Origin of the sequence: Pseudomonas sp. S5F11, assembly GCF_019641515.1 — a bacterium.
GTDB classification, from domain to species: domain Bacteria; phylum Pseudomonadota; class Gammaproteobacteria; order Pseudomonadales; family Pseudomonadaceae; genus Aquipseudomonas; species Aquipseudomonas rhodesiae.
Window position 1 is genome coordinate 3,241,674 of sequence record NZ_JAIFJZ010000001.1, and the last position, 26,376, is coordinate 3,268,049.

Annotated in this window: 21 protein-coding genes and 1 pseudogene; 13 read left to right on the forward strand and 9 right to left on the reverse strand. The window is 59.9% G+C overall.

From position 1 onward, the window contains the following. Positions 1–603 precede the first annotated feature (603 nt). Positions 604–930, reverse strand: a complete 327-nt coding sequence (locus K1567_RS14580; RefSeq protein ID WP_034111360.1) for a colicin E1 family microcin immunity protein — start codon at positions 928–930, stop codon at positions 604–606. A 191-nt stretch (positions 931–1,121) separates the two neighbouring features. After that, positions 1,122–1,214: pseudogene (locus tag K1567_RS27535) on the reverse strand (phage portal protein); the annotation flags it as partial. Positions 1,215–1,485: 271 nt separating this feature from the next. Here K1567_RS27535 and K1567_RS14585 point away from each other — a divergent pair. Next, positions 1,486–3,615, forward strand: a complete 2,130-nt coding sequence (locus K1567_RS14585; RefSeq protein WP_220698594.1) for a M48 family metallopeptidase — start codon at positions 1,486–1,488, stop codon at positions 3,613–3,615. A 73-nt stretch (positions 3,616–3,688) separates the two neighbouring features. Here the strand turns inward: K1567_RS14585 and K1567_RS14590 are convergent, their stop codons facing one another. Further along, a complete protein-coding gene (locus K1567_RS14590) occupies positions 3,689–4,981 on the reverse strand; it encodes an OprD family porin (protein ID WP_169903840.1) in 1,293 nt (430 codons plus the stop codon). A gap of 409 nt (positions 4,982–5,390) precedes the next feature. On the opposite strand from K1567_RS14590, the gene K1567_RS14595 reads away from it, so the two are divergent. Continuing rightward, on the forward strand, positions 5,391–7,478 hold the full coding sequence (locus K1567_RS14595) for a TonB-dependent siderophore receptor (RefSeq protein ID WP_034095386.1): 2,088 nt from the start codon (positions 5,391–5,393) through the stop codon (positions 7,476–7,478). Here K1567_RS14595 and K1567_RS14600 read toward each other — a convergent pair. The 3 genes from K1567_RS14600 to K1567_RS14610 all read right to left on the reverse strand — a co-directional run bounded on the left by K1567_RS14600 (position 7,475) and on the right by K1567_RS14610 (position 12,091). After that, positions 7,475–7,717, reverse strand: coding sequence for a hypothetical protein (locus tag K1567_RS14600; protein WP_034095385.1), 243 nt, complete (start codon positions 7,715–7,717; stop codon positions 7,475–7,477). The genes K1567_RS14595 and K1567_RS14600 overlap by 4 nt on opposite strands. 237 nt (positions 7,718–7,954) lie before the next feature. Further along, positions 7,955–9,061, reverse strand: coding sequence for an agmatine deiminase (aguA, locus tag K1567_RS14605; RefSeq protein WP_034095384.1), 1,107 nt, complete (start codon positions 9,059–9,061; stop codon positions 7,955–7,957). Between the two features lie 120 nt (positions 9,062–9,181). Next, positions 9,182–12,091: an aminotransferase gene (locus tag K1567_RS14610; RefSeq protein ID WP_220698595.1), complete on the reverse strand. Its 2,910-nt coding sequence runs from the start codon at positions 12,089–12,091 to the stop codon at positions 9,182–9,184. 149 nt (positions 12,092–12,240) lie between these two features. Between K1567_RS14610 and rfbB the strand changes: the two genes are divergently transcribed. The 7 genes from rfbB to K1567_RS14645 are packed head-to-tail and all read left to right on the forward strand — an operon-like array spanning position 12,241 to position 19,324. Then, a complete protein-coding gene (gene rfbB, locus K1567_RS14615; RefSeq protein WP_034095382.1) occupies positions 12,241–13,323 on the forward strand; it encodes a dTDP-glucose 4,6-dehydratase in 1,083 nt (360 codons plus the stop codon). Further along, entirely contained in the window at positions 13,320–14,195 is an 876-nt protein-coding gene (rfbA, locus tag K1567_RS14620; protein ID WP_169868575.1) for a glucose-1-phosphate thymidylyltransferase RfbA, read from the forward strand. Before rfbB ends, rfbA begins: the two co-directional genes overlap by 4 nt. Beyond that, entirely contained in the window at positions 14,192–14,737 is a 546-nt protein-coding gene (gene rfbC / locus K1567_RS14625) for a dTDP-4-dehydrorhamnose 3,5-epimerase (protein WP_169868576.1), read from the forward strand. The genes rfbA and rfbC overlap by 4 nt, the downstream gene beginning before the upstream one ends. After that, positions 14,734–15,615, forward strand: coding sequence for a dTDP-4-dehydrorhamnose reductase (gene rfbD / locus K1567_RS14630; RefSeq protein ID WP_220698596.1), 882 nt, complete (start codon positions 14,734–14,736; stop codon positions 15,613–15,615). Before rfbC ends, rfbD begins: the two co-directional genes overlap by 4 nt. A gap of 36 nt (positions 15,616–15,651) precedes the next feature. Next, the gene (locus tag K1567_RS14635) at positions 15,652–17,460 is read left to right on the forward strand and encodes an ATP-binding protein (RefSeq protein WP_034111337.1); all 1,809 of its coding nucleotides are present in this window, start codon (positions 15,652–15,654) and stop codon (positions 17,458–17,460) included. Then, complete coding sequence (locus tag K1567_RS14640; protein WP_034095377.1) at positions 17,457–18,842, forward strand: sigma-54 dependent transcriptional regulator; 1,386 nt, start codon at positions 17,457–17,459, stop codon at positions 18,840–18,842. The genes K1567_RS14635 and K1567_RS14640 overlap by 4 nt, the downstream gene beginning before the upstream one ends. A gap of 26 nt (positions 18,843–18,868) precedes the next feature. Further along, a complete protein-coding gene (locus K1567_RS14645; protein ID WP_094066146.1) occupies positions 18,869–19,324 on the forward strand; it encodes a thioesterase domain-containing protein in 456 nt (151 codons plus the stop codon). A 62-nt stretch (positions 19,325–19,386) separates the two neighbouring features. Here K1567_RS14645 and cysQ read toward each other — a convergent pair whose 3' ends face one another. Both cysQ and nudE read right to left on the reverse strand, forming a co-directional pair. Continuing rightward, entirely contained in the window at positions 19,387–20,223 is an 837-nt protein-coding gene (gene cysQ / locus K1567_RS14650) for a 3'(2'),5'-bisphosphate nucleotidase CysQ (RefSeq protein WP_220698597.1), read from the reverse strand. After that, on the reverse strand, positions 20,220–20,786 hold the full coding sequence (gene nudE, locus K1567_RS14655) for an ADP compounds hydrolase NudE (protein ID WP_034095374.1): 567 nt from the start codon (positions 20,784–20,786) through the stop codon (positions 20,220–20,222). The genes cysQ and nudE overlap by 4 nt, the downstream gene beginning before the upstream one ends. Positions 20,787–20,872: 86 nt before the next feature. Between nudE and yrfG the strand changes: the two genes are divergently transcribed. After that, a complete protein-coding gene (gene yrfG, locus K1567_RS14660; RefSeq protein WP_034095373.1) occupies positions 20,873–21,535 on the forward strand; it encodes a GMP/IMP nucleotidase in 663 nt (220 codons plus the stop codon). 43 nt (positions 21,536–21,578) lie between these two features. Here the strand turns inward: yrfG and lysM are convergent, their stop codons facing one another. Beyond that, positions 21,579–22,019, reverse strand: coding sequence for a peptidoglycan-binding protein LysM (gene lysM / locus K1567_RS14665; protein WP_034111333.1), 441 nt, complete (start codon positions 22,017–22,019; stop codon positions 21,579–21,581). Between the two features lie 132 nt (positions 22,020–22,151). Here lysM and K1567_RS14670 point away from each other — a divergent pair, with 132 nt between their 5' ends. The 3 genes from K1567_RS14670 to K1567_RS14680 all read left to right on the forward strand — a co-directional run bounded on the left by K1567_RS14670 (position 22,152) and on the right by K1567_RS14680 (position 26,320). Continuing rightward, entirely contained in the window at positions 22,152–23,039 is an 888-nt protein-coding gene (locus tag K1567_RS14670) for a LysR family transcriptional regulator (RefSeq protein WP_034095371.1), read from the forward strand. Positions 23,040–23,135: 96 nt separating this feature from the next. Continuing rightward, positions 23,136–23,975 carry a formate dehydrogenase accessory sulfurtransferase FdhD gene (fdhD, locus tag K1567_RS14675; RefSeq protein ID WP_034095370.1) on the forward strand — a complete coding sequence of 280 codons (840 nt, stop codon included), beginning with the start codon at positions 23,136–23,138 and terminating at the stop codon, positions 23,973–23,975. Next, a complete protein-coding gene (locus K1567_RS14680) occupies positions 23,972–26,320 on the forward strand; it encodes an FdhF/YdeP family oxidoreductase (RefSeq protein WP_220698598.1) in 2,349 nt (782 codons plus the stop codon). The genes fdhD and K1567_RS14680 overlap by 4 nt, the downstream gene beginning before the upstream one ends. Positions 26,321–26,376 lie beyond the last annotated feature (56 nt).

Here is a 26,376-nt window from a genome sequence, read left to right on the forward strand (position 1 = left end):
CCGCAATGCGGGGCTTTGTGGTTTCTGGGGTTTGGGAAACGGCGGAAATCCTATGTCTCGTTTTCGTCAAAACGTCCACAAAACGTCCACACTCATTTTTTGAATCGGTTTTTTATACGCTGCCACCGAGACAGTGGCAGAAAGCGCACCTAACCGCGGAGAAGAAAGGGGTCTGACCCCGCTTTTACTGTGCTAAAGCTTCTATCAAAAAAAATTCACGCAATCGTAAGCCTCTAGGCGATGTCCATTTTTCAGCCGAAGCCTCTATCAAGAAGCAAAGTTTCATTCACCTGAAAAACAACCGCGTAATCGGCCATAGCTCATCAACCATATAAACCCAATCAATCTTCTCAACATCCCCAAACCCCGACCGTATTCTCCGGCATGCGACCCGACAGTGAGAAGAAAGGGGGCTGACCCCGTTTTTACCGACACCGTTTTTACTTGACGTCGCAGCAACAGCCCAAGTTAGTGAGGTGCTTGGGTTTATCGCAGCAAATCCTCTGGGCACTCTGGCGCTTGATCGCTACCACGGGCGCTCTGATTTATGATGCATTAGTTAGAAAAACAAAACTCCCATAGCAACCCCATAAAAAAGTCCGCCTACATGGCAGACTTTTTCTTAATACAAAATCTTATAAAAAACAATAAACCAAGTGGAAAAGCCAGCGCAAAATAAAAGCCATATAAAAGCGCATACCCACCATTTGCAGCACCGGTCCTTAACGGGCCCGACCTCCAAAAATCTTTAGATGTATAACGAAATACCAAGTCTTCGACTAGACGCTTGGCAAACGGAAACAAGAACGCATTAATGCCATAAATCAAAAAAAATACTGCTGCATCAGCATCTGATTTAAATACGAATGCGCAAATCGTAAAAATTACCAGCCCAATAATTAGATTTTTCAAATAGTAGCTTTTTTCCATGCCCAACACCCTTCCCATGCATTTATACCAAGAGTTGATATCTCATATGAATAAGCGACTTTTTTCAAACCCCCTCATCATCATACAGCTGACTAGAACTTTTGCTAACATGACTAAAAGTGCGAAAAATGCGACACATCTAAATTCCAAATACTCAAAAACAAATAGTTAAAGATAGGATAGCGATTCTAGCCCCCCGACATGTTCACGAACAGCGACCGAAAATTTCCCACGCCTTTGCTCACGCTGATCTGAGCCTGCTGGCGTTCCTCGTCCGCCTCCGACTCAATAGGAACGCGGCGCATCAGTCGGTACTTCATCCTCCGCCCGCTTTAACTGGCGCACTAAGTGTATGGCGAACACACCGATGAATGTGTTGAACAGAAGATAAGGGGACCATCATTTCAATTGTTCGTAGGCTCGGGATATGACTTCCCATGTTCTCGCATCGGCAGCAATCAGATGCTCTGACCGCCAAACGTATGCAAAGCACTTTGCCCAGCCCCAACCCTTTTCGGTATAACCAACATCCCCAAGCGTCCCGAACGGATTCCCATGAACGCTCTAAAACTCGTCGCTCTTTTGGTGATTTTCCCGCTGCTGTTGGCCGCCCTGGGTAACTGGGAGCGTCAGCGCGCGGAGGAGATGAGCAATGCGATGATCGATTACCACAGCAATGTGAGCATTGCGAAACAGCAACTGCGGGCGCTGGCGGCGAGGAACCCTATGGCCAGTGTCGATCTGCCGAATGAGAAGATCAGCGTGCAGTTGGCGCTCTCGCGCCTGGAAAAGATCGAAGCGGAGTTACCCACGGCTCATCAGGTGAATCGGGCGATGCGCGGGTTGGCGCCGTGGGTGGTGGGGTTCGGTTTGCTGGCGGCGGTGATCGGCCTGGCGGCGTTGGCCGGGACGCACTGGGCGGGACGGCGGGCGTTGCAATCGCGAGAAACATTACTGCGCGTGTTCACCCAAGGCAGTCGGTTGTTGCCTTATGGGCTGGTGAGCCATGTGGTGGCGATGGCGGCGGCAGTGGCGCTAGCCTTGTGCTTCGAAGGCTTGGGGATGTGGCATGTAGGCCGGTTGGGCAGTGGTGAAGTCAAGCTGATGGCGGTGCTGGGGGTGGTTGCGGCGTTCTGCCTGTATTCCATCTGGCTGCTGCTGCGGCAATTGCGCCACATGCTGGTGATGTTCACGCCGGCGCCCATGGAGATTTTCGCGCGGGAAGTTGCGCCCGTACAGGCTCCAGGTTTATGGCGCCTGGTGAGTGAATTGGCGGGGCGGCTCGGTGCTTTGCCGCCCGACCATATCGTGGTGAGCTTGGCCCAAGGCTTTTACGTCACGTCCAGCGACGCCACATTGCTGCCGGCGCACACCTCGCTGCATGGGCGGACGTTGCACGTGCCGTTGCCGTATCTGGGGCTGCTGAATCCGGCGGAAATCAATGCCGTGATTGGCCATGAGCTGGCGCACTTTGTCGGGCAGGACACAGAGTACAGCCTGCGTTTTCTGCCGATCTACGATGGGGTCAATCGCAGCCTGGAGGCGCTGCAAGAAACATTGCTGGCCAGTGATTTGATCCAAGGTTGGCTGATGCGTCCATCATTTCTGTTCGGAGCGTTTTTCATACAGCGCTTCGACCACGCGGTGAACCACTGGAGTCGCGAACGCGAACTGCTGGCCGATGCCGCCGGCGCGCGGTTGGCGGGTAATGGGGCAACAGCCTCGGCCTTGCTACGCGTTTCGGTGTTGCAACCGCACCTCGAGGACGCGTTGATCACGCTGTGCGAGACGGCGTCGACCGCAGACCTGACCCAGGGCGTGCTGATTGCATTACGCGAACAAGCCTTGCAACTACCGCCTGACGCACTGGACATTCACCAACCACACCCAACCGACTCCCACCCTTCCAACGGCGAACGCCTGCAAGCCCTGAACGTGTCGCTGGATGAGACCACGCGCAACGCTACCCGCGCGGTGGATGTCGAGGCGGCGCAGGCGCAGTTGGCGGTTTTTTTCAGTTCGGTGTCAGCGCTTAGCGAACAGCTGTCCGACGACTTGATCCAGGCCGTGGTCGCCGAAGACGAGGCACAAACCGAACTGCTGGAAACGCTGGCCGCTTCCGCTCAGGGCGAACACGCCTTACACGAGGGTGGCCGGCGGCGCGCCCTGATCACGACGGTACTGGCGGTGCCGTTTGTGGTGCTCGGGCTGCTGATCATGAGTCTGCCTTGGCTCGATCCATCGCGCGTGAAAGGCACGCCGCTGTCGACCTTCGGTGCCGGCGGGGCCATCGCCAGCATCGCGCTGATCTTTGTGTGGCTGGGCGTGCGCCGTTACAAACGCGCGCCGCAGATCGCGCTGCGGCTCACGCCGGAGCATTTTGTGTTTGCCAACCTGGCGCAACCGCTGCCGATCGAGCATATCGCCAATGTGTCGCTGCAACCGATCCAAGGCATCTGGCTCACGCTTGAACTGACGGACGAAGCACCGCTGCCCGAACTGCGCAAAACGGCGTTCGGCGTGCCGGGGGTGCGACTCAATAAGAAGAAGCGCCTGGTGGTGTTGCAGATGGCGCAGTTGTGCATCGATAACCGAAAGATCGCGCCTTATGAAGGGCTGTCGCTGATTACCGATTACGTGAACGCGTCGCTGGCGCGCAGCATCTTGCAAAGCCGTCAGGACTGATCGGCGCTTATAAAAAAACCCCGAACCAGTCGGGGTTTTTTATCGCCTGACATCAGGCGCAACGTGCGGTCAATCAGAACACGTTGATTGGGTAGTCAGCGAACAGACGCAGTTCGTTACCGCCCACGTTGTAGTTGCTGGCGTTGTTGGAGACGCGCAACCAGGATGCACGAGCGCGCAGGCTCAGGTCTTTGACCGGGCCGCTCTGAACGACGTACTTGAACTGGTTGAAGATTTCACGCTCGGTGCCATCGCCACGGTTGGAGCCGTCATCGATGTTGGTGCCGCGCACGTAGGCCACGTTGTAGGTCAGGCCAGGCACGCCGAAGGTGCTGAAGTCCAGGCCGTAACCGACCTGCCAGGAGCGCTCATCTTTACCGTTGAAGTCGGACCAGTAGGAGTTGGCCAGCAGGATGGTGTTGCCGCCGTCACCGAAGCCGGTGTCCGGAGTGTTATCGCGGTAGCCGCCATACAGGTAGCCGGTATCGCCAGTGCTGCGCTGATGGGCCACGGTGAAACTGTGTGGGCCGACAGCCCAGGTAGCGCCCAGGCTCCAGATCTTGTTATCACGGGCATCGGCATCGCCGCGCTGTTCGGCGAAGCTCTTGTCCAGCTTGGTTTTGTAGCCGTTGAAGTCAAAGGTCAGCGACTGCTTTTCTGGCAAGGCCAGCACGTAGTTGACGTTGACGTATTGCTTTTTCAGCACGTCTTCCATATCGGACGCGTACAGAGCGGCGGACAGGCTTTCGGTGAATTTATAGCTACCACCGAGGTAATTGATGCTCTTGAGGTTACCGCTGTCGGTACCTTCAGCACTCTTACGCGCTTCCTTGGTGAAGTGACCGGCGTCCAGTTGCAGGCCTTCGATCTCTTTGGAAACGATCGAAGTGCCGGTATAGGTTTCGGACAACAGGCGGGAGTTGTCGTAGGCCAGAACCGGGACGTTAGGGAACTGATCACCATACTTGAGCACGGTGTTGGACACCCGGAACTTCACGGCAGCGCCGCCTTTGGCCAGGTCGTCTGCGGCCGAGCCGCTATCGCCTTGCTTAAAGAAGTCGATGCCGCCAGCGCCGCTGCGGCCTTTACCGCCGTCCAAGCGAATAGCGTACTGACCGATCACGTCCACACCCACACCGACGGTGCCCTGGGTGAAGCCGGACTCGAATTTACCGATGAAACCCTGGCCCCACTCGGCTTTGTCTTGCTTGCCGTTTTTGTAGTCACGGCTGATATAAGCGTTACGTGCGGCGATATTCAGGTGGCTGTCTTCGACAAAACCCTTGGATTGGTCTTGGTCATTAGCCATTGCTGTCGATGCGCTCAAAATCCCCAGAGCGATCAGACTCATCCGTTGCTTCAACATATTCTTGTATTCCTTATTACGGGTTGAGTACGCGCTGTGATACCAGGCTCCATGTCGCTTTCTGATATCGACTTTTTCCAGAAAAAAGAAAGCCCGCGGACGACTGAACATGCCGCGGGCCTTTTTTTATTGGAAGAGTCATGGCGGTTAGCCACAGGCGTTGGGCGCAATCCTAGTCGCGCGTTGAACTATGTGTCAATTTCGCGAATCGTCTGTATTTAGGCGAAATAATTCTAAGAGCCTGTCGCTGGCATATCTGAAAACGACAAAAAAACGCTTTCCAATCGTCTGTAAACACATCCAGTAACATATCTCAAGGTGGATACGTTTAGTAATGGATAACGCACGCAAATGCAAGGCATTACCATTAGCGCGCTGTTTTTCCAAAACATTCTGGATGCATTTCTCCATGCCCGCCCCTCGCCTGACGCCCATCACCCTTGGGCTTTCTGTACTGTTGTCTGCCGGTTTCGCCTGCGCCACCACCACTTTACCCGCCACATCGATCAGCGCCGACGCCGACGAAGACGACCCGCGCGTCAAAGCCACCAATACTGCCACCCGCACGGCAACGCCAGTGCGTTACGTACCCCAGGCCATCGACTCGGTAAAGACGGAAAATCTGCGCGCCTATGGCACCAATGACCTCGGCCAAGCGCTCAGCGGTATTCCCAACGTCAGCAGTGGCGCCGACACACGCTTCGACAGCTTGCGTATCCGTGGCTTCGACGCGAGTAACGATTTCTACCTGGACGGCATTCGCGACGACAGCCAATACGTGCGCGACCTGCACAACATCGAACGCATCGAAGTGCTTAAAGGACCGGCGGCAGTGCTCTACGGACGTGGTGGCCAGGGCGGTATCGTCAACCGCGTCAGCAAATTGCCTTCGGCTGGGCGCGCCTCAACCCTCGAAGTCCAGGGTGGCAGCAATGATTGGCGTAGCGTGTACGCCGACCTGAGCACCGACCCCAGCGATAACATCAGCCTGCGCCTGAACATGGGCAACCAGGACAACAACAGTTTCCGCGACGACGTGAGCGGCAGTCGTCAGTTGTTTGCGCCGTCCATGAGTTGGCAACTGACCCCGGACCTCAACTGGCTGGTGCAGTACGAATACAGTCGTTACAACCGCACCCCGGACCGCGGCGTTCCCGGTGTCAACGGCCGCCCTGCCGACGTAAGCCGCAGCACTACCTACTTTGATAACCGCGACTACATCGACGATAAAACCCAGTCGTTACGGTCCAAACTCGCCTATGAACTCAATGACAATTGGCAACTGCGCCACACCCTGGGCGTGTTCAAACTCGACAGCGATTTCGACAACACCTACCAGACCGGCTACACCGCTGCGACCAACCGCGTGACGCGCCAACGCTGGCAGCAGGATCTGACCACTCGCAATGTGTTCAATAACCTGGAAATGGAGGGCGGTTTCAGCACATACGGCCTGGAACACCGCGTGCTCACGGGCCTTGAGCTGGGCAGCCAGCATCGCGATCCGAAGCTGTACACCGCCACCGCCGTGAACCGTGGGGGCCAGGCCGTGCCAGATCTGGACCTCAACCAGCCTGATCGCCACCTGAGCCACACCGGGCGCATGAGCGCGTCGAGCAATAACCACACCGAAGTGGATAGCCGTGCGTTGTATGTGCAAGACCAACTGCGCCTGAACGATCAATGGCAAGTGCTCGCTGGCTTGCGCTATGACCGTTTCGAGGTGGACACCACCAACAAGCTGCTGAATACCCAACAAGCGGTGAAGAATCACAGTACCAGCCCACGTTTTGGCCTGGTGTGGACGCCACTGGAAAACCACTCGTTCTACGCCTCGTGGAGCAAGACCTTTTCTCCTGCGGGTGGCGGTTTGATCGGCATCACCCCAAACGCATCCGGCGGCGTCAACGATCTGAGCCCCGAACTGACCAAACAAAAAGAAATCGGCGTGAAAAGCGATTGGCTCGACGATCGCTTGAGCACCACCCTGGCCGTATACGAACTGGAACTCTACAACCGCCGTACCAGCGATCCGCTCGACCGCTCCATCACCTTGCTCAGCGGCCTGCAGCGCTCACGAGGCGTGGAGTTGACAGCCACCGGCAAGATCGGCGGCAACTGGTATGTTCGCGGCGGTGTAGGCCTGCAGGATGCCAAGGTGGAGAAGGACAACAACGGCTTTGAAGGCAAGCGCGTCAGTGACGTGGCCAAACGTAACGCCAGCCTGTTCCTGACTTGGAAACCGGAAATGGGCTGGTACGCAGAAACCGGCCTGACGCTGGTCGGCGACCGCTATGCCGACAGCCTCAACACCGTGGTCCTGCCAGGCTATGGCCGCTGGGACGCCTTGGCCGGCTTTCGTCAAAAGACGTGGGATGTGACGGCGGCGCTGAACAACATCGCCGACAAAACCTACTACGCGTCGGCCACCAGCGTGGCGCAGATCCAGCCGGGAGATCCGCGCAGCCTGGTGGTGACGGGCACTTATAGCTTCTAGAGACTGGAAGCCTGTATGGGGGTGAGCGTGCTGTGCATCAGCTCGCACAGCGCGTGCACTTCATCCTCACTGAACAACCCCTGCGGGTAGCGTTCACTCAAGACACTGCGCAGGTCGGGTTGCCTGACCTGCCGCGCGCTGTTTTCCTTCAACCAGAGCGCCAGGGCATGGATGGCGTCACTGTCGACCCGTGAAGGATGAAGCGGGCGCGCGCGCATGGGGTTGATTTCGACGTTCATTTCAGCGCTCTCTCCGACTGCGTGAGCGGCTAACTTACTCAAGGTTTATGACAGAACTGCGCAGTCATCACCTTGGGCCACTGCTATGGCAAAACCGATACAAGAGCTATGCCAATGCGCCAGGTTCAGGGGCCTGCGCGCGCAAAAAAGCCCGCGGGCTAGTAGGGCCGCGGGCTTGCCTTGGACGCTGGAGGCGCGTAGCGCCAGGTCGTCGTTGAAGCGCTGTTACAACCGCACTCAGTTCTTGTGCGGCGCAGGCTGCTGTTGAGTCAGGCAGTGAATATTGCCGCCACCCAGTAACAATTCACGACCCGGCACCATCACCACTTCATGCTGCGGGAACAGGTCCTGCAGGATGCGCTTGGCTTCATGGTCGAGCGGATCGTCGAAGCTCGGCGCGATAATGCCGCCGTTGACGATCAGGAAGTTGACGTAGGAACCCGCCAACCGCACGGTCGGATTACGTTCCTGGGAGCCATCCACCGGGTCGACTCCGGCACATTCTTCTTCGGTAGCAAACAAGGGCCCCGGAATCGGCATTTTGTGCACTGTAAACGAGCGGCCCTGGGCATCGGTGCTGCGTTGCAGGACGTCCATGGCGGCATGGCAGCGCGCGTAGTTCGGGTCTTGCGGGTCATCGGTCCAGGCCAGCAACACTTCGCCCGGGCGCACGTAGCAGCAGAAGTTATCCACATGGCCATCGGTTTCATCGTTGAACAGGCCGTCCGGCAACCAGATGATTTTATCCACCGCCAGATTGGCGCTCAGCACCGCTTCGATCTCGGCGCGGTCGAGGTGCGGGTTACGATTGCGGTTGAGCAGGCATTCTTCGGTGGTGATCAGGGTGCCTTCGCCATCAACGTGGATCGAACCACCCTCCAGCACAAAACCTTCGGTGCGGTAACGGGGGGCGCGCTCGATCTCAAGGATTTTGCCGCCCACCTGTGTGTCACGGTTCCACGGCGCGTAGAGGCCGCCGTCGAAACCGCCCCAAGCGTTGAAATCCCAATTGACGCCGCGCACTTCGCCGCTGTTGTTGATCACGAACGTCGGGCCGGTGTCCCGCACCCAAGCGTCATCGCTGGACATTTCCACCACGCGAATATTCGGCACATCCAAACGCGCCCGCGCGTTTTCATATTGGCCGGCGGACACACACACCGTCACCGGCTCGAACCGCGCAATAGCCTTGGCCACGGCCACATGGGCCGCCTGCGCCGGCTTGCCACCCAGGCGCCAGTTGTCCGGGCGCTCAGGCCAGATCATCCAGGTCTGGGTCTGTGGCGCCCATTCGGCGGGCATATGGAAGCCATCGGCGCGGGGAGTGCTGTGCAAAGTGGTCATGGCGTTCGGTGCTCCGAAGGGGTGATGGCCGACTTTATAACGGATAAAAATCGGCTTTAAAAGCAGTTAAGAGGCTTCAGCCTGAAGCATCCCGCCTAATTATCGATAAGAGTCGACTATTTATAACTGTTCATCGAGCACCTTCGACAGCATGTCGACGAAGAAATCCACGCTGCTGCGGGAAGTGACCATCGGTGGTTTGATCTTCAGAATGTTCAGATAATCGCCGGTAGGCTGCATAAAAATGCCCAACTCCCGTAAGCGGTCGCACAGTATTTTGGTTTCCTCGGTAGCAGGCTCCAGGGTGTGCCGGTCGAGAACCAGTTCCAGGCCAAGGTAGAAACCGGACCCATGCACCGCGCCGACCAGCGGGTGAAGCTCGATCAGGGCTTCCAGGCGAGCTTTGAAATGTCCACCGACTACTTGGGCGTTTTCCCAAAGCTTTTCTTCTTCCATCACATCCAGCACTGCCATGCCGATCCGGCAACTGACCGGGCTGCCGCCAGAAGACGAGAAGAAGTAGCCTTCAGCCTCCAACGCTTCGGCGATTTCGCGGCGAGTGATCACGGCCCCCAGTGGCTGGCCGTTGCCCATGCCTTTGGCCATGGTGATGATGTCGGGCACCACGCCCTGCTCCTCGAAGCCCCAGAAGAAACGCCCCATGCGCCCATAACCGACTTGCACTTCATCGGCGATACACACGCCGCCCTGAGCGCGCACCAGGCCATACACCTGTTGCAGATAGCCCGGCGGCAGGGAGATGCCACCGGCGTTGCCATATACCGGTTCGCAGATAAAACCTGCCAGTTGGCGTTTGCTGGCAGCGATTTTCGCCAGGTTGTGTTCCACACTGCGTACATAGTCTGGGGCACTGTCCTGCCCGCGGAACTCACCGCGATAGGTGTTGGGCGCCGTCACTGGATGCACCCAGTCCGGACGACTGCTCAAGGCCTGGGGGTTATCGGCAATCGACGTGGACACCGCGTCCGCCGCCACCGACCAGCCGTGGTACGCCTCCAGTACGCTGAGCATGTCGCGCCCGCCGCTGTAGGCCCAGGCCAGGCGAATGGCCAGGTCGTTGGCTTCGGTGCCGCTGTTGACTAGAAACACACGGTCCATGCCCGCCGGCGCCAAGGCCAACAGGCGTTCGGAAAACTCCGTGACGGCGGCGTAGTGAAAGCGTGAGTTGGTGTTGAGCAGCGACCATTGCCGCGCCGCCACCGCAGCCATGCGCGGATGCCCATGGCCGAGCACCGCCACGTTGTTGAGCATGTCCAGGTAGGAACGCCCCTGCATGTCGATCAGGTGGTTGCGCCAGCCCCGCTCGATACGCGGCGGATCGGTGTAATAGTGCTTTTGCGAGCGCGCAAAACTGGCGTCGCGGCGAGCCAGCAGGGCGTGAGCGTCCAGTTCAGGCTCGGCGTCGCAAGCCAGCCCCAGCACAGCAGCAGGCGAAGGGCATAGGATTTGCCAGGCCGATGCGCGCGAAGGCGTGCAAAACAGCGGCGGTTCGAGATCGGCGCGGCACAGTTGTACGGTCAGCGGCGCTTGAACCTCGCCAAACACTTGCCCTTTGACCAGCAGCGCACCCGGTTTGAGGGAGGGTTTGACCCCCATCAAGCGAACGCTCGACTCGACGCCCTGCAGGCTCACAACGCCATCGGCGTCCTGGTGCAATGTACCGGCGAAAGGCGCTTCCAGCACCGTGCCGTGGGGCACATGCAGCTCGACGTGCAGAGGAAACGTCTCCGGCTCGGCGGCACTGTCAGGGACGGTGCGCGACAGCCGATATTGCCCGTAGCGGCTGGCCGCCAACCCGTGAACTGCTGCCGCTTCGTCCAGCAGCCTGCGATCGACACCGGGTGTCTCCCAATTGCCAGCCTCGAAATGCGGGCTGAGCACCCCGAGGTCGATCAACGCAAATTCGCGACCGACCAGCTCCGGTAACAGTGGGGCAAAATCCTGGCTGGCGATGGGCGTCGGCGTTTCGCCAACGCTGCTCAAAATCGCCGCTTCCATCAGTTCGAACGGTACCGAAGTCGCCACATGGAAGATTTCCCACTCATGCTCGGCATTTTTCAGCAGGTAGCTGTTATGCGGGTCCAGGCGTTGCTGCTGCTCACTGCTCAGCACCAGCACCGCAGCCCGCGCAACGATCAGCGGCCACAGCGCCTGTAACTCTTCGCGTTGCAAAGGGGTCACGGCATGGCAGGCCTGGATCGCCGGCAAAATCGCAAAGGGGTCGCCTTCGGCATGGTGCAGCAGGGCCGCGCAAGTCACCGACAGATCAGCGATGCGCCAGGTGTGAACCAGATCGCCGAAGTCGATCACCCCCTTGATGTGCCAATGACGCTGGGCATCGCGCTGCCACAGCACGTTGTCGTCGGTGATGTCCATGTGAACGGCTTGCCACGGCAGGCGCTCGGCCAAGGGGCGAATCCGGGCTTGAACCTGCGCGGCCACGCGCTCCAACGCATCACGGTGCGGGAGGCGTTCCAGGCTGGCCAGCAGGTGGGTGATCAGTTCCTGAGCATGGCGCGGGTCCCACTGCAGCGTGCGCTCAAGGCCCCCATGCTCGAACGGCGCGAGCGCCAGGCTCATGCGGCCGCACAGGTCACCGAACCCGGCTATCACCTCGCGGCCCAAGTGCGGCATGTGGGTCAACGGCTGGCCGTCGAGATAGTCCAGCAGCCGCAAATGCAGGGTTTGCCCACCGATCGTCAGGGTGAGCAACTCATCGCCAGCCAGGGTCTTGATGACCTTGGGCACACGCACCTCGGCGTGCGCCTGCAGGTGACCCAGCGCCGCGTGCTGAGCCTGCAGCTCCAACGCCGCGTAGTCACCCCGGCAGATTTTCAGAACAAACTGTCCCTGGGGGGTGTCGACTCTGTAATTGAGGTCTTGCTGGCTGCCCAGCGATTGCAAAGTGCCAACAAGGCCATAGTGCTGCGCCAAGAGTTGAGTGGCCTGATCGAGGCCTACTTGCGGGCAAGGTAGACTGGCGCGATGGATCAACGTGGCGAGCAGCATGGTCAGAGCCTCTGATTTTTAGGCGTGTATATCGCCATTGTTTTGGGGGGTTAAGCAACCCCCACGCGTGTCGCACTTGCACTGCCAAGCATCACAACCCAAGCTATGCCCCATTTGCTCTATGTCCGTCTAAGGAAAAGGCCCCTGACATGCGTATTCTCATCACCGGCGGAGCCGGTTTTATTGGCTCAGCCTTGATTCGTCATCTGATTCAAAATACTGATCACGAAGTGCTCAACCTCGACAAACTCACCTACGCTGGCAACCTGGAGTCGCTGACCAGCATCGCCTCCAACAGCCGCTATGAGTTTGTCCAGGCCGATATCATCGACCAGGCCACCGTCAGCGCCGTACTGGCACGCTTCGAGCCCCATGCGATCATGCACCTGGCCGCCGAGTCCCATGTCGACCGTTCGATTGACGGTCCGTCGGATTTTATCCAGACCAATATCGTCGGCACCTACAGCCTGCTCGAAGCCGCCCGCGCCTACTGGCATACGCTGACCGAGCCGGCCAAGAGCGCTTTCCGCTTTCATCACATTTCTACCGATGAAGTGTATGGCGACCTGCACGGCGTGGACGATCTGTTCACCGAAACCACGCCCTACGCTCCCAGCTCGCCCTACTCCGCCAGCAAGGCCGCATCCGACCACTTGGTGCGCGCCTGGCACCGTACCTACGGCCTGCCTGTGCTGCTGACCAACTGTTCGAACAACTACGGCCCGTTCCATTTCCCCGAAAAGCTGATTCCGCTGGTGATCCTCAACGCCCTCGCGGGCAAGCCATTACCGGTCTACGGCGATGGTCTGCAGGTGCGGGACTGGCTGTTCGTCGAAGACCACGCCCGCGCTCTATTGAAAGTGGTCACCGAAGGTGTGGTCGGCGAGACCTACAACATCGGTGGCCATAACGAACAAAAGAACATCGACGTGGTGCGCGGTATCTGCTCCCTGCTGGAAGAACTGGCGCCGCAACGGCCCGCAGGCGTCGCGCAATTCACCGACCTGATCACTTTCGTCAAGGATCGGCCAGGTCACGACCAACGCTACGCGATCGACGCCAGCAAGATCGAACGCGAACTGGGCTGGGTTCCGGAAGAAACCTTCGAAACCGGTCTGCGCAAAACCGTGCAGTGGTACCTCGATAACCTGGAATGGTGCCGCAGGGTCCAGGACGGCAGTTATCAGGGCGAACGATTGGGCAACACCGACATGAAGGATCTGATTGCATGATGAAGGGAATCGTATTGGCCGGTGGCTCCGGCACGCGCTTGCACCCCATTACCCTGGGTGTGTCCAAACAGCTGTTACCGGTGTACGACAAGCCGATGATCTACTATCCGATCTCAGTGCTGATGCTGGCGGGGATCAAGGACATCCTGGTGATTTCCACCCCGCTGGACTTGCCGCAATACCGCAACCTGCTTGGCGACGGCAGCCAGTTCGGCGTGCGGTTCAGTTACGCCGAACAACCTTCGCCGGATGGCCTGGCGCAGGCGTTTATCATCGGCGAAGAGTTTATCGGTGACGACCCGGTCTGCTTGATCCTGGGCGACAACATTTTCCATGGCCAGCACTTCGGCGATCAATTGCGCACAGCCGCCAATCGCCCGTCCGGCGCGACTGTATTCGGCTATTGGGTCAAAGACCCGGAGCGCTTCGGTGTAATCGACTTCGACAACGAGGGCCGGGCGCTTTCAATCGAAGAAAAACCCGCCAAACCGAAATCCAGCTATGCCGTGACCGGCCTGTATTTCTACGACAACGATGTGATCAAGATCGCCAAAGCGGTCAAGCCTTCGCCTCGCGGTGAACTGGAGATCACTGACGTCAACAACGCGTACCTGCAGCGTGGCGATCTGCATGTGGAGCGCTTTGGGCGTGGCTTTGCCTGGCTCGACACCGGCACCCACGATAGCTTGCTGGAGGCCTCGACCTACGTGCAGACCATTGAACATCGCCAAGGTCTGAAAGTCGCTTGTCTTGAAGAAATTGCCTATGAGAACGGCTGGATCGACCGAGATTATCTGCTTGAGCGAGCCAAGTATTTTGGCAAAACCGGTTATGGTCAGTATTTGTTCACACTCGCCAAGGACTCTAAATGAATGTAACCGCCACTGAGCTGCCCGGTGTCTTGATCATCGAACCAAAGGTGTTTGGCGATGAACGCGGCTTCTTTTATGAGAGTTTCAATGCCCGGGATTTCGCCCAGGCTACAGGATTGCAACTGCAATTCGTGCAGGACAACCATTCCCGTTCGCAAAAAGGCGTGTTGCGAGGCCTGCATTATCAGATCGAACATGCCCAAGGTAAGTTGGTGCGTGTGACGGCAGGCGAAGTATTGGACGTGGCAGTAGATATCCGCCGCAGCTCGCCGAATTTTGGTAAGTGGGTCAGCGTGCGCCTGTCAGCCGATAATAACCGCCAGTTGTGGATCCCCCCGGGATTCGCTCATGGCTTTGTAGTTCTCAGCGACTACGCGGAGTTCCTCTACAAAACCACGGACTACTATACCCCGCAGGCCGAGCGCTGCATTCGCTGGGACGACAGCGAGCTCAACATCGATTGGCAGTTGAGCAGTCCGCCAACTCTGTCCACCAAGGACCAGAACGGCGTGCGGTTTAATGAGGCCGAAGTGTTTCCATGAACAGCGCCCTAAAAATCCTCATCACCGGCCAACACGGCCAAGTCTCCCAGGCTCTGCAACAGCGTCTGCCCCCGCTCGGTGAACTGATCGTGCTGGGTCGCGAGCAACTGGACCTGACCAACGTCGACCAGATCCGCCAGCAGGTCCGTGCCCACCGCCCCGACCTGATCATCAACGCCGCCGCCCACACGGCGGTCGATCAGGCCGAAAGCGAGCCAGAGGTGGCCTTCGCCATCAATGCCATCGCCCCCGGCATTCTGGCTGAGGAGGCCAAGGCCCTGGGCGCGCCGCTGATCCACTACTCCACCGACTACGTGTTCGACGGCAGCAAACCGGCGCCGTACACCGAGACCGATACGCCGAACCCGTTGGGGGTGTATGGCCAAAGCAAGCTCGCCGGCGAGCAGGCGATTGCGGCAGTGGGAGGCGAGCATCTGATTCTGCGCACCAGTTGGGTGTATTCCAACCACGGCAAGAACTTCCTGCTGACCATGCAGCGCCTGCTGCAGGAAAAGCCGCAGATGCGTATCGTCGCCGACCAGATCGGTGCGCCGACCTGGGCCGGCACCATCGCCGACAGCACTCGCGCCCTGATCGAACATTGGCAGGCTGGGGCCGCCGGCGCGTGGGGGGTGTATCACCTGACGGCCCAAGGCGAAACGTCGTGGTTCGGCTTTGCAGAAGCAATCGGCGAGCACCTGCGAACCACCGGCAAAGCCTGCTCGGAGTTGGAGCCTATCCCTTCCAGTGCTTATCCGACACCCGCCAAACGCCCGCTGAACTCGCGCCTGGACTGCAGCCTCTTGCAGCAACAGTGGCATGTCGCCCAACCGCATTGGCTGGACGCACTGCGCGAGTGTCTTGCACAGCCGCACTAGGCATAATGCGCCTGTACCCCCAGGCGCACGACTCCCATGACTCCACCCCTTCCGCGAAGACCCCGCTGGCGCAGCCTCGCATTGCTGGCGTTGTGCCTGGCCCCGCTGCTGTGGCCGCTGGAACACCTGGCCGAGCGCTACTATCGCAGTGAGCTGGCCGGACAAAACCGCCAGACCCTCGACCTGTACGTCGCCAACCTGTTGGGTACCCTGCACCGCTACGAAGTACTGCCGCAGATCCTCGGCGATCTGCCCGCCCTGCGCACCGCGCTGGCGGCGCCCGAGGTCAGTACCCACCTGGCCAACGCTAACCTGCTGCTCAAAGACGTGGCGGCCCAGGCCGGCGTGGAAGTGATGTATCTGATGGATACCACCGGTAAGACCCTCGCCGCGTCGAACTGGGATAAACAGGACAGCTTCGTCGGACGTAACTTTTCATTCCGCCCCTACTTCAGTGAAGCCATGGCCGGGCGCTTGGGTCGATTCTTCGGCCTGGGCACCACCTCCGCCAAGCGCGGGTACTTCTTCGCCGCGGCGGTGCGCGACGGTGAAAAAGTCATCGGCGTGCTGGTGGTCAAGGTCGACCTGGATCACACCGAAAGCCTGTGGGGTAACACCCCGGAACAACTGCTGGTCACCGACCACAACGGCGTGGTGATCCTGACGTCACGCCCGCAATGGCGATTCCGCGCCACGCGCCCGCTCACCCCCGAAGAGCGCCAGGCCATCATCGCAATCCAGCCCTACCCGACCCGCGATCCACAGCCGCTGAACCTGAGCAGCACCGCCTGGTTGCGCCAGTCCACGGCCATCGCCGAAACCGGCTGGAACGTGGAAATCCTCGCGCCGAAATCCTTGATCAGCCGCCCGGTGCGCACCGTGGTGGCCGTGGGCGGCGCGGCGCTGCTGGTGTTGATGCTGTTGCTCGGTCTGTTGATGCAGCGCCGCCGCCACTATCTGGAGCGCATCGCCTTTGAAGCCAAAGCTCGCCGCGAACTGGAAATGCGTGTGGCTGAAAGGACCAGCGACTTGGAAGGCCTTAACCGACGCTTGAAACAAGAGGTGCTGGAGCGCGAACACGCCCAGCAGGAACTGGTACGCGCCCAGGATGACCTGGTACAAGCCGGTAAGCTGTCGGCGCTGGGGACCATGTCGGCGAGCATCAGCCACGAACTCAATCAGCCCTTGGCTGCGATCCGCAGCTACGCCGAAAACGCCGAAATCCTGCTCGATCACCAGCGCACCGACGACGCGCGCGGCAACCTCAAGCTGATCAGCGAATTGACCGGACGCATGGCCTCGATCATCGCCCACCTGCGCGCCTTTGCCCGCCGTGACCGCCACGCCCCCGAGAGCGTGGCGCTGCAACCGGCGCTCGATGACGCCCTGGCGCTGCTGGCCAAGCGCCGCCGGTCGATGGAAGTGGAATTGATCCGCGATCTGCCGGAAGCCACGCTATGGGTGCAGGCCGGCGAAACCCGCCTGCGCCAGGTGCTGGGCAACCTGCTGGCCAACGCCCTGGACGCGCTGACCGAAAAAGGTCCGCCGCGCAAACTCTGGCTGAGTGCCGAAACCACCGAGCACGGCGTCAACCTGTACATTCGCGACAACGGCCCGGGCTTTTGCATGGAAGCCCTGGGCCGCGCCAGTGAGCCGTTCTATACCACCAAGACGCGCACACAAGGCCTTGGGCTCGGCCTGGCCATCTGTGAAACCCTGATGCGCGCCTTTGGCGGCGAACTGCTGTTTGCCAACCACAAGGAAGGCGGCGCGCTGTTAACTTTGAAATTGCGTGCCGGTTCGCCGGGCGTCAGTCTGCAACCGTCCGAGGACCGCAGTGTATGAGTATCGATAACCAGATTCAGGTGGTGCTGATCGACGACGACCCGCACTTGCGTCAGGCCCTGTGCCAGACCCTGGACCTGGCCGGGCTGAAGGTCCTGCCTTTGGCCGAAGCCACCGGCCTCACCGCGCAGCTGTCGCGGGACTGGCCGGGTGTGGTGGTCAGCGATATCCGCATGCCCGGCATGGACGGCCTGGAACTGCTGACCGAGCTGCACGGCCAGGACCCGGATCTACCGGTGTTGCTGATCACCGGCCACGGTGATGTACCGCTGGCTGTGCAAGCCATGCGCGCCGGGGCCTATGACTTTCTCGAAAAGCCTTTCGCCAGCGACGCTTTGCTCGATAGCGTGCGCCGCGCCCTGGCTCTGCGTCGATTGGTGCTCGACAACCGCAGCCTGCGCCTGGCCCTTAGTGACCGCCAGCAACTAAGCACGCGCCTGGTGGGGCATTCGCCGCAGATGCTGCGCCTGCGCGAGCAGATCGGCGCCCTGGCGGCGACCAAGGCCGACGTGCTGATCCTCGGCGAAACCGGCGCCGGTAAAGAAGTGGTGGCGCGCGCGTTGCACGATCTGTCGAGCCGACGCAGCGGGCCGTTCGTGGCGATCAACGCAGGGGCGCTGGCCGAGTCGGTGGTCGAAAGCGAACTGTTCGGCCATGAACCCGGCGCATTTACCGGTGCGCAGAAGCGCCGCATCGGTAAGTTCGAGTTTGCCAATGGCGGTACGTTGTTTCTGGATGAAATCGAAAGCATGAGCCTGGACGTGCAGGTCAAGCTCCTGCGGCTGTTGCAGGAGCGCGTGGTCGAGCGCCTGGGCGGCAACCAGTTGATCCCACTGGACATCCGCATCATCGCCGCGACCAAGGAAGACCTGCGCCAGGCCGCCGACCAGGGCCGCTTCCGCGCCGACCTGTATTACCGTCTCAACGTGGCGCCGCTACGCATCCCGCCATTGCGCGAACGGGGCGAGGATGCGCTGATGTTGTTCCAACACTTTGCCGACGAAGCCAGCAGTCGCCACGGCCTGCCGCTACACGAACTGCAACCGGGCCAGCGCGCATTGCTGTTGCGCCACAGCTGGCCGGGTAATGTGCGGGAACTGCAGAATGCCGCCGAGCGCTTTGCACTGGGCCTGGAGCTGGCCCTGGACAGCTCGGCGGACAACCCCACCGGCAGCGTGCTGACATCCACGCCGGGCGGCTTGAGCGAACAGGTCGAACAGTTCGAAAAAAGCCTGATCGCCGCCGAACTCGCCCGCCCCCACAGTTCTCTGCGCAGCCTCGCCGAAGCCCTCGGCGTACCGCGCAAGACCTTGCACGACAAACTGCGCAAGCACGGGCTGAACTTCGCCGACAGCGCCCAGCACAGTGCCGACGACGAATGACCCTTCCTACCCGCCAAGAGGCCACCATGAGCCGCGACAGCCGTTACCTGGAATCCATCCTTCACCATGACATTCCCTTGACCCGGGAAATGGGGCTCAAGGTGCTCGACTGGCAAGATCGCCAGTTGCAGCTGCACCTGCCCTTACAAGCCAATATCAACCACAAGAGCACCATGTTCGGCGGCAGCCTCTACTGCGGCGCGGTGCTGGCGGGCTGGGGTTGGTTGCACCTGCAATTGCGCGAGGAAGGCATCGAGGACGGGCATATCGTGATTCAGGAGGGGCAGATCAGTTATCCGTTGCCGGTGACACAGGACGCCACGGTGATTTGCCAGGCGCCGGAGGAAAAGGTGTGGAAGCGTTTTTTAGCCACCTACAAGCGCTATGGGCGGGCGCGGTTGACGTTGGACACCTGGATCGTGAATGAGGGCAGTGACGAAAGAGCGGTCGCCTTCACTGGCCAATACGTCCTGCACCGCTAGAACCCCCTACACAAAACAACTGTGGGAAGGGGCTAGGTCCCACAGTCAGCTCGCTTGAGGTCTTAAGAACGCGCCAAGCTCAACAAACGTTCACGCCAGGCCGCCTTGGCCGGCAGCGCCAAAAAGAACGGATTGAGCAGTGATTCCCGCGCTGGATAACTGAACGGTGCACCGCTCAATTCCAGCACTTCGCCACCGGCACCTTCCAGCACGCCTTGGGCGGCCGCGGTGTCCCACTGTGAGGTCGGAGCCAGGCGCGGGTAGCAATCGGCGCTGCCTTCAGCCAGCAGGCAAAACTTCAACGAACTGCCGATATTCGCCAGCTCCAGTTTGCCCAGCCCTTCGCTCAGCCCCTCCAGCAATCGCTCTTGCTCAGGGCTGCTGTGTCGACGACTGGCCACCACCGTAAAGCACTCGCCCTCCGCCGGCGCTTGGCGCACTTGAATCTGCCGTGGGGCTTCATTGACATCCGAACGCCACGCCCCCAGGGCCGCGCCACCGAAGTAGCACCGGCCACTGGTGGGCATCGAGACCACGCCAAACACCACGCGGCCCTGTTCGATCAGCGCGATATTGACGGTGAACTCTTCGCTGCCAGCGATGAATTCCTTGGTGCCGTCCAGCGGGTCCACCAGCCACCAGCGTTGCCAGCTGGCACGCACGCTTTGGTCGATATCGGCATCTTCTTCGGAGAGCACCGGGATGCTGGGGTCCAGGGCCGTCAGGCCGGCGAGGATCAGGTGGTGCGCCGCCAGGTCCGCCGCCGTCACCGGCGAGTCATCAGCCTTGGAGGTCACGGCCACATCCGCGCGCCAGTACGGCAGGATCGCTTCACCCGCCTGGCGGGCCAGTTCAATGACAGGGGCGATAAACGGGTGACCCAGAAACAGTTCGCTCATGCGTTGAAGGCTCCACGCTGGGTCAACAGATCGCGCACAAGGTACAACGCGGCAAGGGCGCGACCTTCGCTGAATTGCTCGTTCTGCGCTAGGCTCGACAGCTCGCGCAGGTTGACCTTGTCCACCCGCATCGGCTCGGGCTCATCGCCTTCTAGACGTTCTTCGTACAGATCGGTAGCCAGCACCACTTGGATTTTCTGGCTCATATAGCCAGGCGACAGCGACAACTCGGTAATGTGCTCCAACTGCCGGGCACCGTAGCCTGCCTCTTCCTTGAGTTCCCGATCCGCGGCCGCCAGCACATCTTCACCGGGCTCGATCAAGCCTTTGGGCAGCGACACTTCATATTCATCCGTGCCGCCGCAGTACTCTTCCACCAGCAACGCATGGTCCTCATCGATCATCGCCACGATCATCACCGCACCATAACCGTTCCCCCGGCCCACTAGGCGCTCGTAGGTCCGTTCAACGCCATTAGCGAAGCGCAGCTGCACTTCCTCCACGCGGAACAAACGGCTACTGGCGACTATTTCGCGGGCGAGGACGGTGGGTTTCTGGCGCATAAGCGGCTCCTTGGCGTGATCGGGTTACTATACCGTGGCTTTTCCGATTGTCTGTGTCGGATATCTTTACTTAGATGAGAACGCCCATGCCCTCTTTGCCCTGGCACGCCATCGACACCGTCCTGCTGGACATGGACGGCACCCTGCTGGACCTGCATTACGACAACCATTTCTGGATGGAACACCTGCCTCAGCGTTACGCCGAGCTGCATGGCGTCAGCCGCGCCATGGCCGAGATGGAATTGCAGCCCCTGTTCGAGCGTAACGCTGGACAGTTGCAATGGTATTGCCTGGACTTCTGGAGCGCAGAACTCAACCTCCCGGTGCGCGAACTCAAGCTGGAGACCGCGCACCTGATCGCCCTGCGCCCGGATGCCGACACGTTTTTGCAGGCCATCAAACAGGCCGGCAAGCGGGTGATCCTGATCACCAATGCTCACCGCGATTCGCTGTCGTTGAAGTTGGAACGCATCGAGCTGGCGCCCTATTTCGAACGGTTGATCAGTTCCCACGACTACGGTTTCGCCAAGGAAAACCCGCAATTCTGGGACGCTTTGCAAGCGGATATAGAGTTCGACCCGGCCCGCAGTCTGTTTATCGACGATACCCTGCCGATCCTACGCAGCGCCGGGGCGTTTGGCGTAAGGCATTTGCTGGCGGTAAAAGAACCGGATAGCAAGAAGGGGCCGAAAGACACTGGCGAGTTTGCAGCGGTCGGTGACTACCGCGATCTTATAGTCGGTCTCTGAGGTGAGAGGGGGGATGAGCCCCCACCCACTTTTCTTCCGTGTATTACTCAGGAATACGCAGCGTCTGCCCTGGGTAGATTTTGTCCGGATGCGATAACAGCGGCTTGTTGGCTTCGAAGATCTTGTTGTACTGGTTGGCGTTGCCATACACCGCCAGAGAAATCGCACTTAGAGTGTCGCCCTTTTTCACCACGACGAAACGTGCGGCAGCCACCACCGGGCCGGATACTGTGATCTGGTCGTCCACGCTCGCAACACCTTGAATATTGCCCAGCGCCAGCAGAATTTTCTCTTTCTCTTCCTGGCTGGCGACTTCACCGGTGACGGTCACCTTGTCACCCTCCACCTTGGTCTGCACGTTCGGATTACCCAGACCCACTTTGGCCACGTGTTCCTTCAACTGCTCACTGGCATTGGCATTACCCGGCGTCAACAGGTCGATCAACTTCTCGCCGGCTTCCTTAACAAAGCTTAAAAGACTCATGGTGCGCTCTCCTTGGGATATGAATTCCAGATGCCCAAGACTAGACCAGTCCTGCAGACTTGGGTTCCAGACCGACCAAAGACCCAAACGCGCTAGAATCCCCACGCCATTGGAATAAGCCCTGGAGCGAAGATGGACATCAAACAGCTGAAATTCCTCATCGCCCTCGACGAGACCCGTCACTTCGGCCAGGCCGCAGCCCGTTGCCATATCACCCAACCCACGTTATCGATGCGCCTACGCAGCCTGGAAGAAGAGCTGGACTTACCGCTGGTCAACCGTGGCCAGCGCTTCGAAGGCTTTACCGCGCCAGGCGAACGGGTACTGGCGTGGGCGCGGACGGTGCTGGCGGCCTACGACGGTTTGCAGGCCGAAGCGGCGGCGTGTCGCGGCAACCTGGTGGGCACGTTGCGCCTGGGGGTGGTGCCGTTATCGAGCTTCGATCCCTTGGCACTGATGCAGCAGTTGCATAAAGAGCATCCGAACCTGCGCTTCGAGCTGTCGGCGCTCAGTTCCGAGCAGATCCTCGAACAACTGGCCAGCAATCGCCTGGACCTGGGCGTGTCGTATCTGGAGCGTCTCGACACGGAACGCTTCGACTCCCTGGCCCTGGGCGAAACCCGCATGGGGCTGCTATATGACCAGCGTTTCTTCAGCTTCGGCGACACACCGTTGAGCTGGGAAGCGCTGATCGAACTGCCGCTGGGCATGCTCACCAGCGGCATGCACTTCCGCCAATCCATCGACCACAACTTCCACAGTCGTGGCCTGCACCCACAACCGCTGCTGCAGACCGATGCCGTTCATCAGTTATTGCAGGCGGTGCACGGCGGTTTATGTTGTGCGGTCATGCCGCTGGAGGGCGGGCTGGAAGCGCTCACCGAGCACCTGCGCCTGCAACCGATCGAAAACGCCCACACCCTCGCGCGGCTGGGGCTGATCATGCGTCGCAGTGCACCGCGTTCGGCATTGGCCGAGGCGTGCTTTGCGCTGTATCAGAAATCGCAAATAGAGTCTTGATCGACGTCATCTATCGGCGCATCAGTACTGGCAATTAGACGCGACGCTTTGTCGCGCCTAGTCTAAACACTGATCAATCCGCCGGTGGTACGCCCCATGAACGCCCAGCGCCCAGCCTGCGCGGCGCCTGCTGCACAAACGCCCGCGTCGGCCGCCAGCCAGAGCTACCAGTATTGCACCCTCGGACACTCAGACTTCGCCAGCACCGCGCTGGCCGAAGAAGTGGCTTTGGCGATCGCCTATAACGACATCAGCCAAGCGGTGATGCTGGTGACGCCTACGGATCTGGAAGACTTTATCGTCGGCTTCAGCCTGGGCAGCGGCATCATCGCCGACATCAGCGATATCTATGACCTGAAGCTTAGCGGCTCGGGCTCTGCGCAATACGCCCAGGTACAGATCTCCAGCCGCGCTTTTTGGAACCTCAAACAGCAGCGTCGTCAGTTAGCGGGCACCAGCGGCTGTGGGTTATGCGGCGTAGAAGCCGTGGAACAGGCCCTGCCGGATCTGCAAGTGCTGGCCGGCGCGCCCCTGCCGCCTGCTGAGTGGCTCGACGGCCTGCGCCAACGCATCAGCGCGTTCCAGCCTCTCGGCCAGCACAGCGGTGCGGTGCATGCGGCGGTGTTTATGAATAATCAGGGCGAATTGTTGCTCGGCCGTGAAGACATTGGCCGGCACAACGCGCTGGATAAGTTGATCGGTGCATTGGTCCGTCAACAAATTCCAACCGACGGCGGCGTGGCGATTGTCACCAGCCGTTGCAGCCTCGAATTGATCCAGAAAGTCCTGCGCGCGGGCATCCAGACCCTGGTCAGCCTGTCGTCGCCCACCGGCCTGGCCTTGCAATGGGCCCGTCGGCACAACCTCAATCTCATCCACCTGCCGCAGAAAAGTGCGCCGCGGGTCTACAGCCCTGCGATGGAGAACCAGCCGTGAGCAATCATCATCAAGCCGACCAAACCCCCACACCGCGCTATAAGCCCTACAAAGGCCCGGCTGGCGGCTGGGGTGCGCTGATCAGTGTGGCGCAGGCGTGGTTGACCAGCGATAACGCGCTGAAAAACCTGCGCATGATGCTCAAGACCAACCAGAATGGCGGCTTCGACTGCCCAGGCTGTGCTTGGGGCGACTCGCCGGAAAGCGGCATGGTCAAGTTCTGCGAAAACGGCGCCAAGGCCGTGAACTGGGAAGCCACCAAGCGCCGGGTGGATGCGGCGTTTTTCGCCAAGCACAGCGTGACGTCGCTGCTGGAGCAAAGTGACTATTGGCTGGAATACCAAGGCCGCCTGACCGAGCCGATGCGCTACGACGCCGCAACCGACCGTTACAAATCCATCAGTTGGGAAGCGGCCTTCGACCTGATCGGCCAGCACCTCAATGCCCTGCCCAGCCCGGACATGGCCGAGTTCTATACCTCCGGCCGCGCCAGCAATGAAGCCGCGTTCCTGTACCAACTGTTTGTACGCGCCTATGGCACCAACAACTTCCCGGACTGTTCGAACATGTGCCACGAAGCCAGCGGCGTGGCCCTGGCGCAAAGCGTGGGGGTCGGCAAAGGCACCGTGACCTTTGATGACTTCGAACACGCCGACGCGATTTTTGTGTGGGGCCAGAACCCCGGCACCAACCATCCACGCATGCTCGAACCCCTGCGCGAAGCGGTCAAACGTGGCGCCCAGGTGGTCTGCATCAACCCGCTCAAGGAGCGCGGCCTGGAACGCTTCCAGCACCCGCAGCACCCGCTGGAGATGCTCACCAACGGCGACAAACCGACCAACACCGCATACTTCCGCCCGGCGCTGGGCGGCGATATGGCGATCCTGCGCGGCATGGCCAAATTCCTGTTGCTGTGGGAACGCCAGGCGCAGGCCGAAGGCACCGAAACGGTGTTCGACCATGACTTCCTCAACGAACACACCGCCAATGTGCTGGAGTACCTGGGCCAGATCGACGATACCTCTTGGGAAGAGATCGTCGAGCAGTCAGGCCTGAGCCTGGTTGAAATCGAGCAAGCGGCGCGTATGTACGCCAAAGGCAAGAACGTGATCATGTGCTGGGCGATGGGTATCACCCAGCACCGCCACTCGGTGCCGACCATCCAGGAAATCGCCAACCTGATGTTGCTGCGCGGCAATATCGGCCGCCCGGGCGCCGGCCTGTGCCCGGTACGCGGCCACAGCAACGTGCAGGGCGACCGCACCATGGGTATTAACGAGCGCCCGCCGGTTGCGTTTCTTGATTCGTTGGAGCGCCGCTTCCAGTTTCAGGTGCCGCGCACCAATGGCCACAACGTGGTCGAAGCGATCCACGCCATGCTCGAAGGACGCTCCAAAGTATTTATCGGCCTGGGTGGCAACTTCGCCCAAGCCACACCGGACAGCACCCGCACCTTCGAAGCACTGCGCAACTGCGACCTGACCGTGCAGATCAGCACCAAGCTCAACCGCAGCCATCTGATGCACGGCAAAGACGCCCTGATTCTGCCGTGCCTGGGCCGTACCGACATCGATATCCAGGCCGAAGGGCCGCAAGCGGTGACGGTGGAGGACTCGTTCAGCATGGTGCACGGCTCCAATGGCCAGCTGCAGCCACTGTCGAGCCTGATGAAGTCCGAGCCGGCGATTCTGGCCGGCATCGCCGCCGCGACCCTGGGCAGCCAGCCGGTGGACTGGAACTGGCTGGTGGCCGACTACGGGCGCATCCGCGATCTAATTGCCGACACCATTCCAGGCTTTAAGGATTTCAACGAAAAAATCAAAAACCCGGGCGGCTTCTACCTGGGCAATGCGGCTGGTGCGCGCAAATGGAACACGCCGTCGACACGCGCCAACTTCCGCCCGAACGTGCTGCCCAAGGACTTGATCCACGAGCGCACCCACGCCACTGGCCGGGTGCCGGACCTGATCATGCAGTCGATGCGCTCCCACGATCAGTACAACACCACGATCTATGGCCTGGACGACCGCTACCGTGGGGTCAAAGGTCAGCGTGACGTGCTGTTCGTCAATGAAGCCGACATCATCCGTCTGGGCTTCAAGCCGGGGCAGAAGGCTGACATCGTGTCGCTGTGGGAAGATGGCCGTGAGCGTCGTGTGAAGGGCTTCACCCTGCTGGCATTTGATATTCCAGCCGGGCAAGCAGCCGCTTATTACCCGGAAGTGAACCCACTGGTGCCGCTCGAAAGCACAGGCGATGGCAGCCATACACCAACGTCGAAATTTATAGCGATTCGTCTGGAAGCGGCGAGCGAGAGCGGTTTGATCATGTCGCGCTCGGCCTGATCGATCATTTCGGACACAAAAAAAGGCCGCTTTTGCATAAAAGCGGCCGTTCCGAA

What these genes read in the sequence shown, in the direction of transcription:
- K1567_RS14580 (WP_034111360.1), bottom strand. Translation starts at nt 930, where the DNA reads ATGGAAAAAAGCTACTATTTGAAAAATCTAATTATTGGGCTGGTAATT.
- K1567_RS14585 (WP_220698594.1), top strand. Translation starts at nt 1,486, where the DNA reads ATGAACGCTCTAAAACTCGTCGCTCTTTTGGTGATTTTCCCGCTGCTG.
- K1567_RS14590 (WP_169903840.1), bottom strand. Translation starts at nt 4,981, where the DNA reads ATGTTGAAGCAACGGATGAGTCTGATCGCTCTGGGGATTTTGAGCGCA.
- K1567_RS14595 (WP_034095386.1), top strand. Translation starts at nt 5,391, where the DNA reads ATGCCCGCCCCTCGCCTGACGCCCATCACCCTTGGGCTTTCTGTACTG.
- K1567_RS14600 (WP_034095385.1), bottom strand. Translation starts at nt 7,717, where the DNA reads ATGAACGTCGAAATCAACCCCATGCGCGCGCGCCCGCTTCATCCTTCA.
- aguA (WP_034095384.1), bottom strand. Translation starts at nt 9,061, where the DNA reads ATGACCACTTTGCACAGCACTCCCCGCGCCGATGGCTTCCATATGCCC.
- K1567_RS14610 (WP_220698595.1), bottom strand. Translation starts at nt 12,091, where the DNA reads ATGCTGCTCGCCACGTTGATCCATCGCGCCAGTCTACCTTGCCCGCAA.
- rfbB (WP_034095382.1), top strand. Translation starts at nt 12,241, where the DNA reads ATGCGTATTCTCATCACCGGCGGAGCCGGTTTTATTGGCTCAGCCTTG.
- rfbA (WP_169868575.1), top strand. Translation starts at nt 13,320, where the DNA reads ATGATGAAGGGAATCGTATTGGCCGGTGGCTCCGGCACGCGCTTGCAC.
- rfbC (WP_169868576.1), top strand. Translation starts at nt 14,192, where the DNA reads ATGAATGTAACCGCCACTGAGCTGCCCGGTGTCTTGATCATCGAACCA.
- rfbD (WP_220698596.1), top strand. Translation starts at nt 14,734, where the DNA reads ATGAACAGCGCCCTAAAAATCCTCATCACCGGCCAACACGGCCAAGTC.
- K1567_RS14635 (WP_034111337.1), top strand. Translation starts at nt 15,652, where the DNA reads ATGACTCCACCCCTTCCGCGAAGACCCCGCTGGCGCAGCCTCGCATTG.
- K1567_RS14640 (WP_034095377.1), top strand. Translation starts at nt 17,457, where the DNA reads ATGAGTATCGATAACCAGATTCAGGTGGTGCTGATCGACGACGACCCG.
- K1567_RS14645 (WP_094066146.1), top strand. Translation starts at nt 18,869, where the DNA reads ATGAGCCGCGACAGCCGTTACCTGGAATCCATCCTTCACCATGACATT.
- cysQ (WP_220698597.1), bottom strand. Translation starts at nt 20,223, where the DNA reads ATGAGCGAACTGTTTCTGGGTCACCCGTTTATCGCCCCTGTCATTGAA.
- nudE (WP_034095374.1), bottom strand. Translation starts at nt 20,786, where the DNA reads ATGCGCCAGAAACCCACCGTCCTCGCCCGCGAAATAGTCGCCAGTAGC.
- yrfG (WP_034095373.1), top strand. Translation starts at nt 20,873, where the DNA reads ATGCCCTCTTTGCCCTGGCACGCCATCGACACCGTCCTGCTGGACATG.
- lysM (WP_034111333.1), bottom strand. Translation starts at nt 22,019, where the DNA reads ATGAGTCTTTTAAGCTTTGTTAAGGAAGCCGGCGAGAAGTTGATCGAC.
- K1567_RS14670 (WP_034095371.1), top strand. Translation starts at nt 22,152, where the DNA reads ATGGACATCAAACAGCTGAAATTCCTCATCGCCCTCGACGAGACCCGT.
- fdhD (WP_034095370.1), top strand. Translation starts at nt 23,136, where the DNA reads ATGAACGCCCAGCGCCCAGCCTGCGCGGCGCCTGCTGCACAAACGCCC.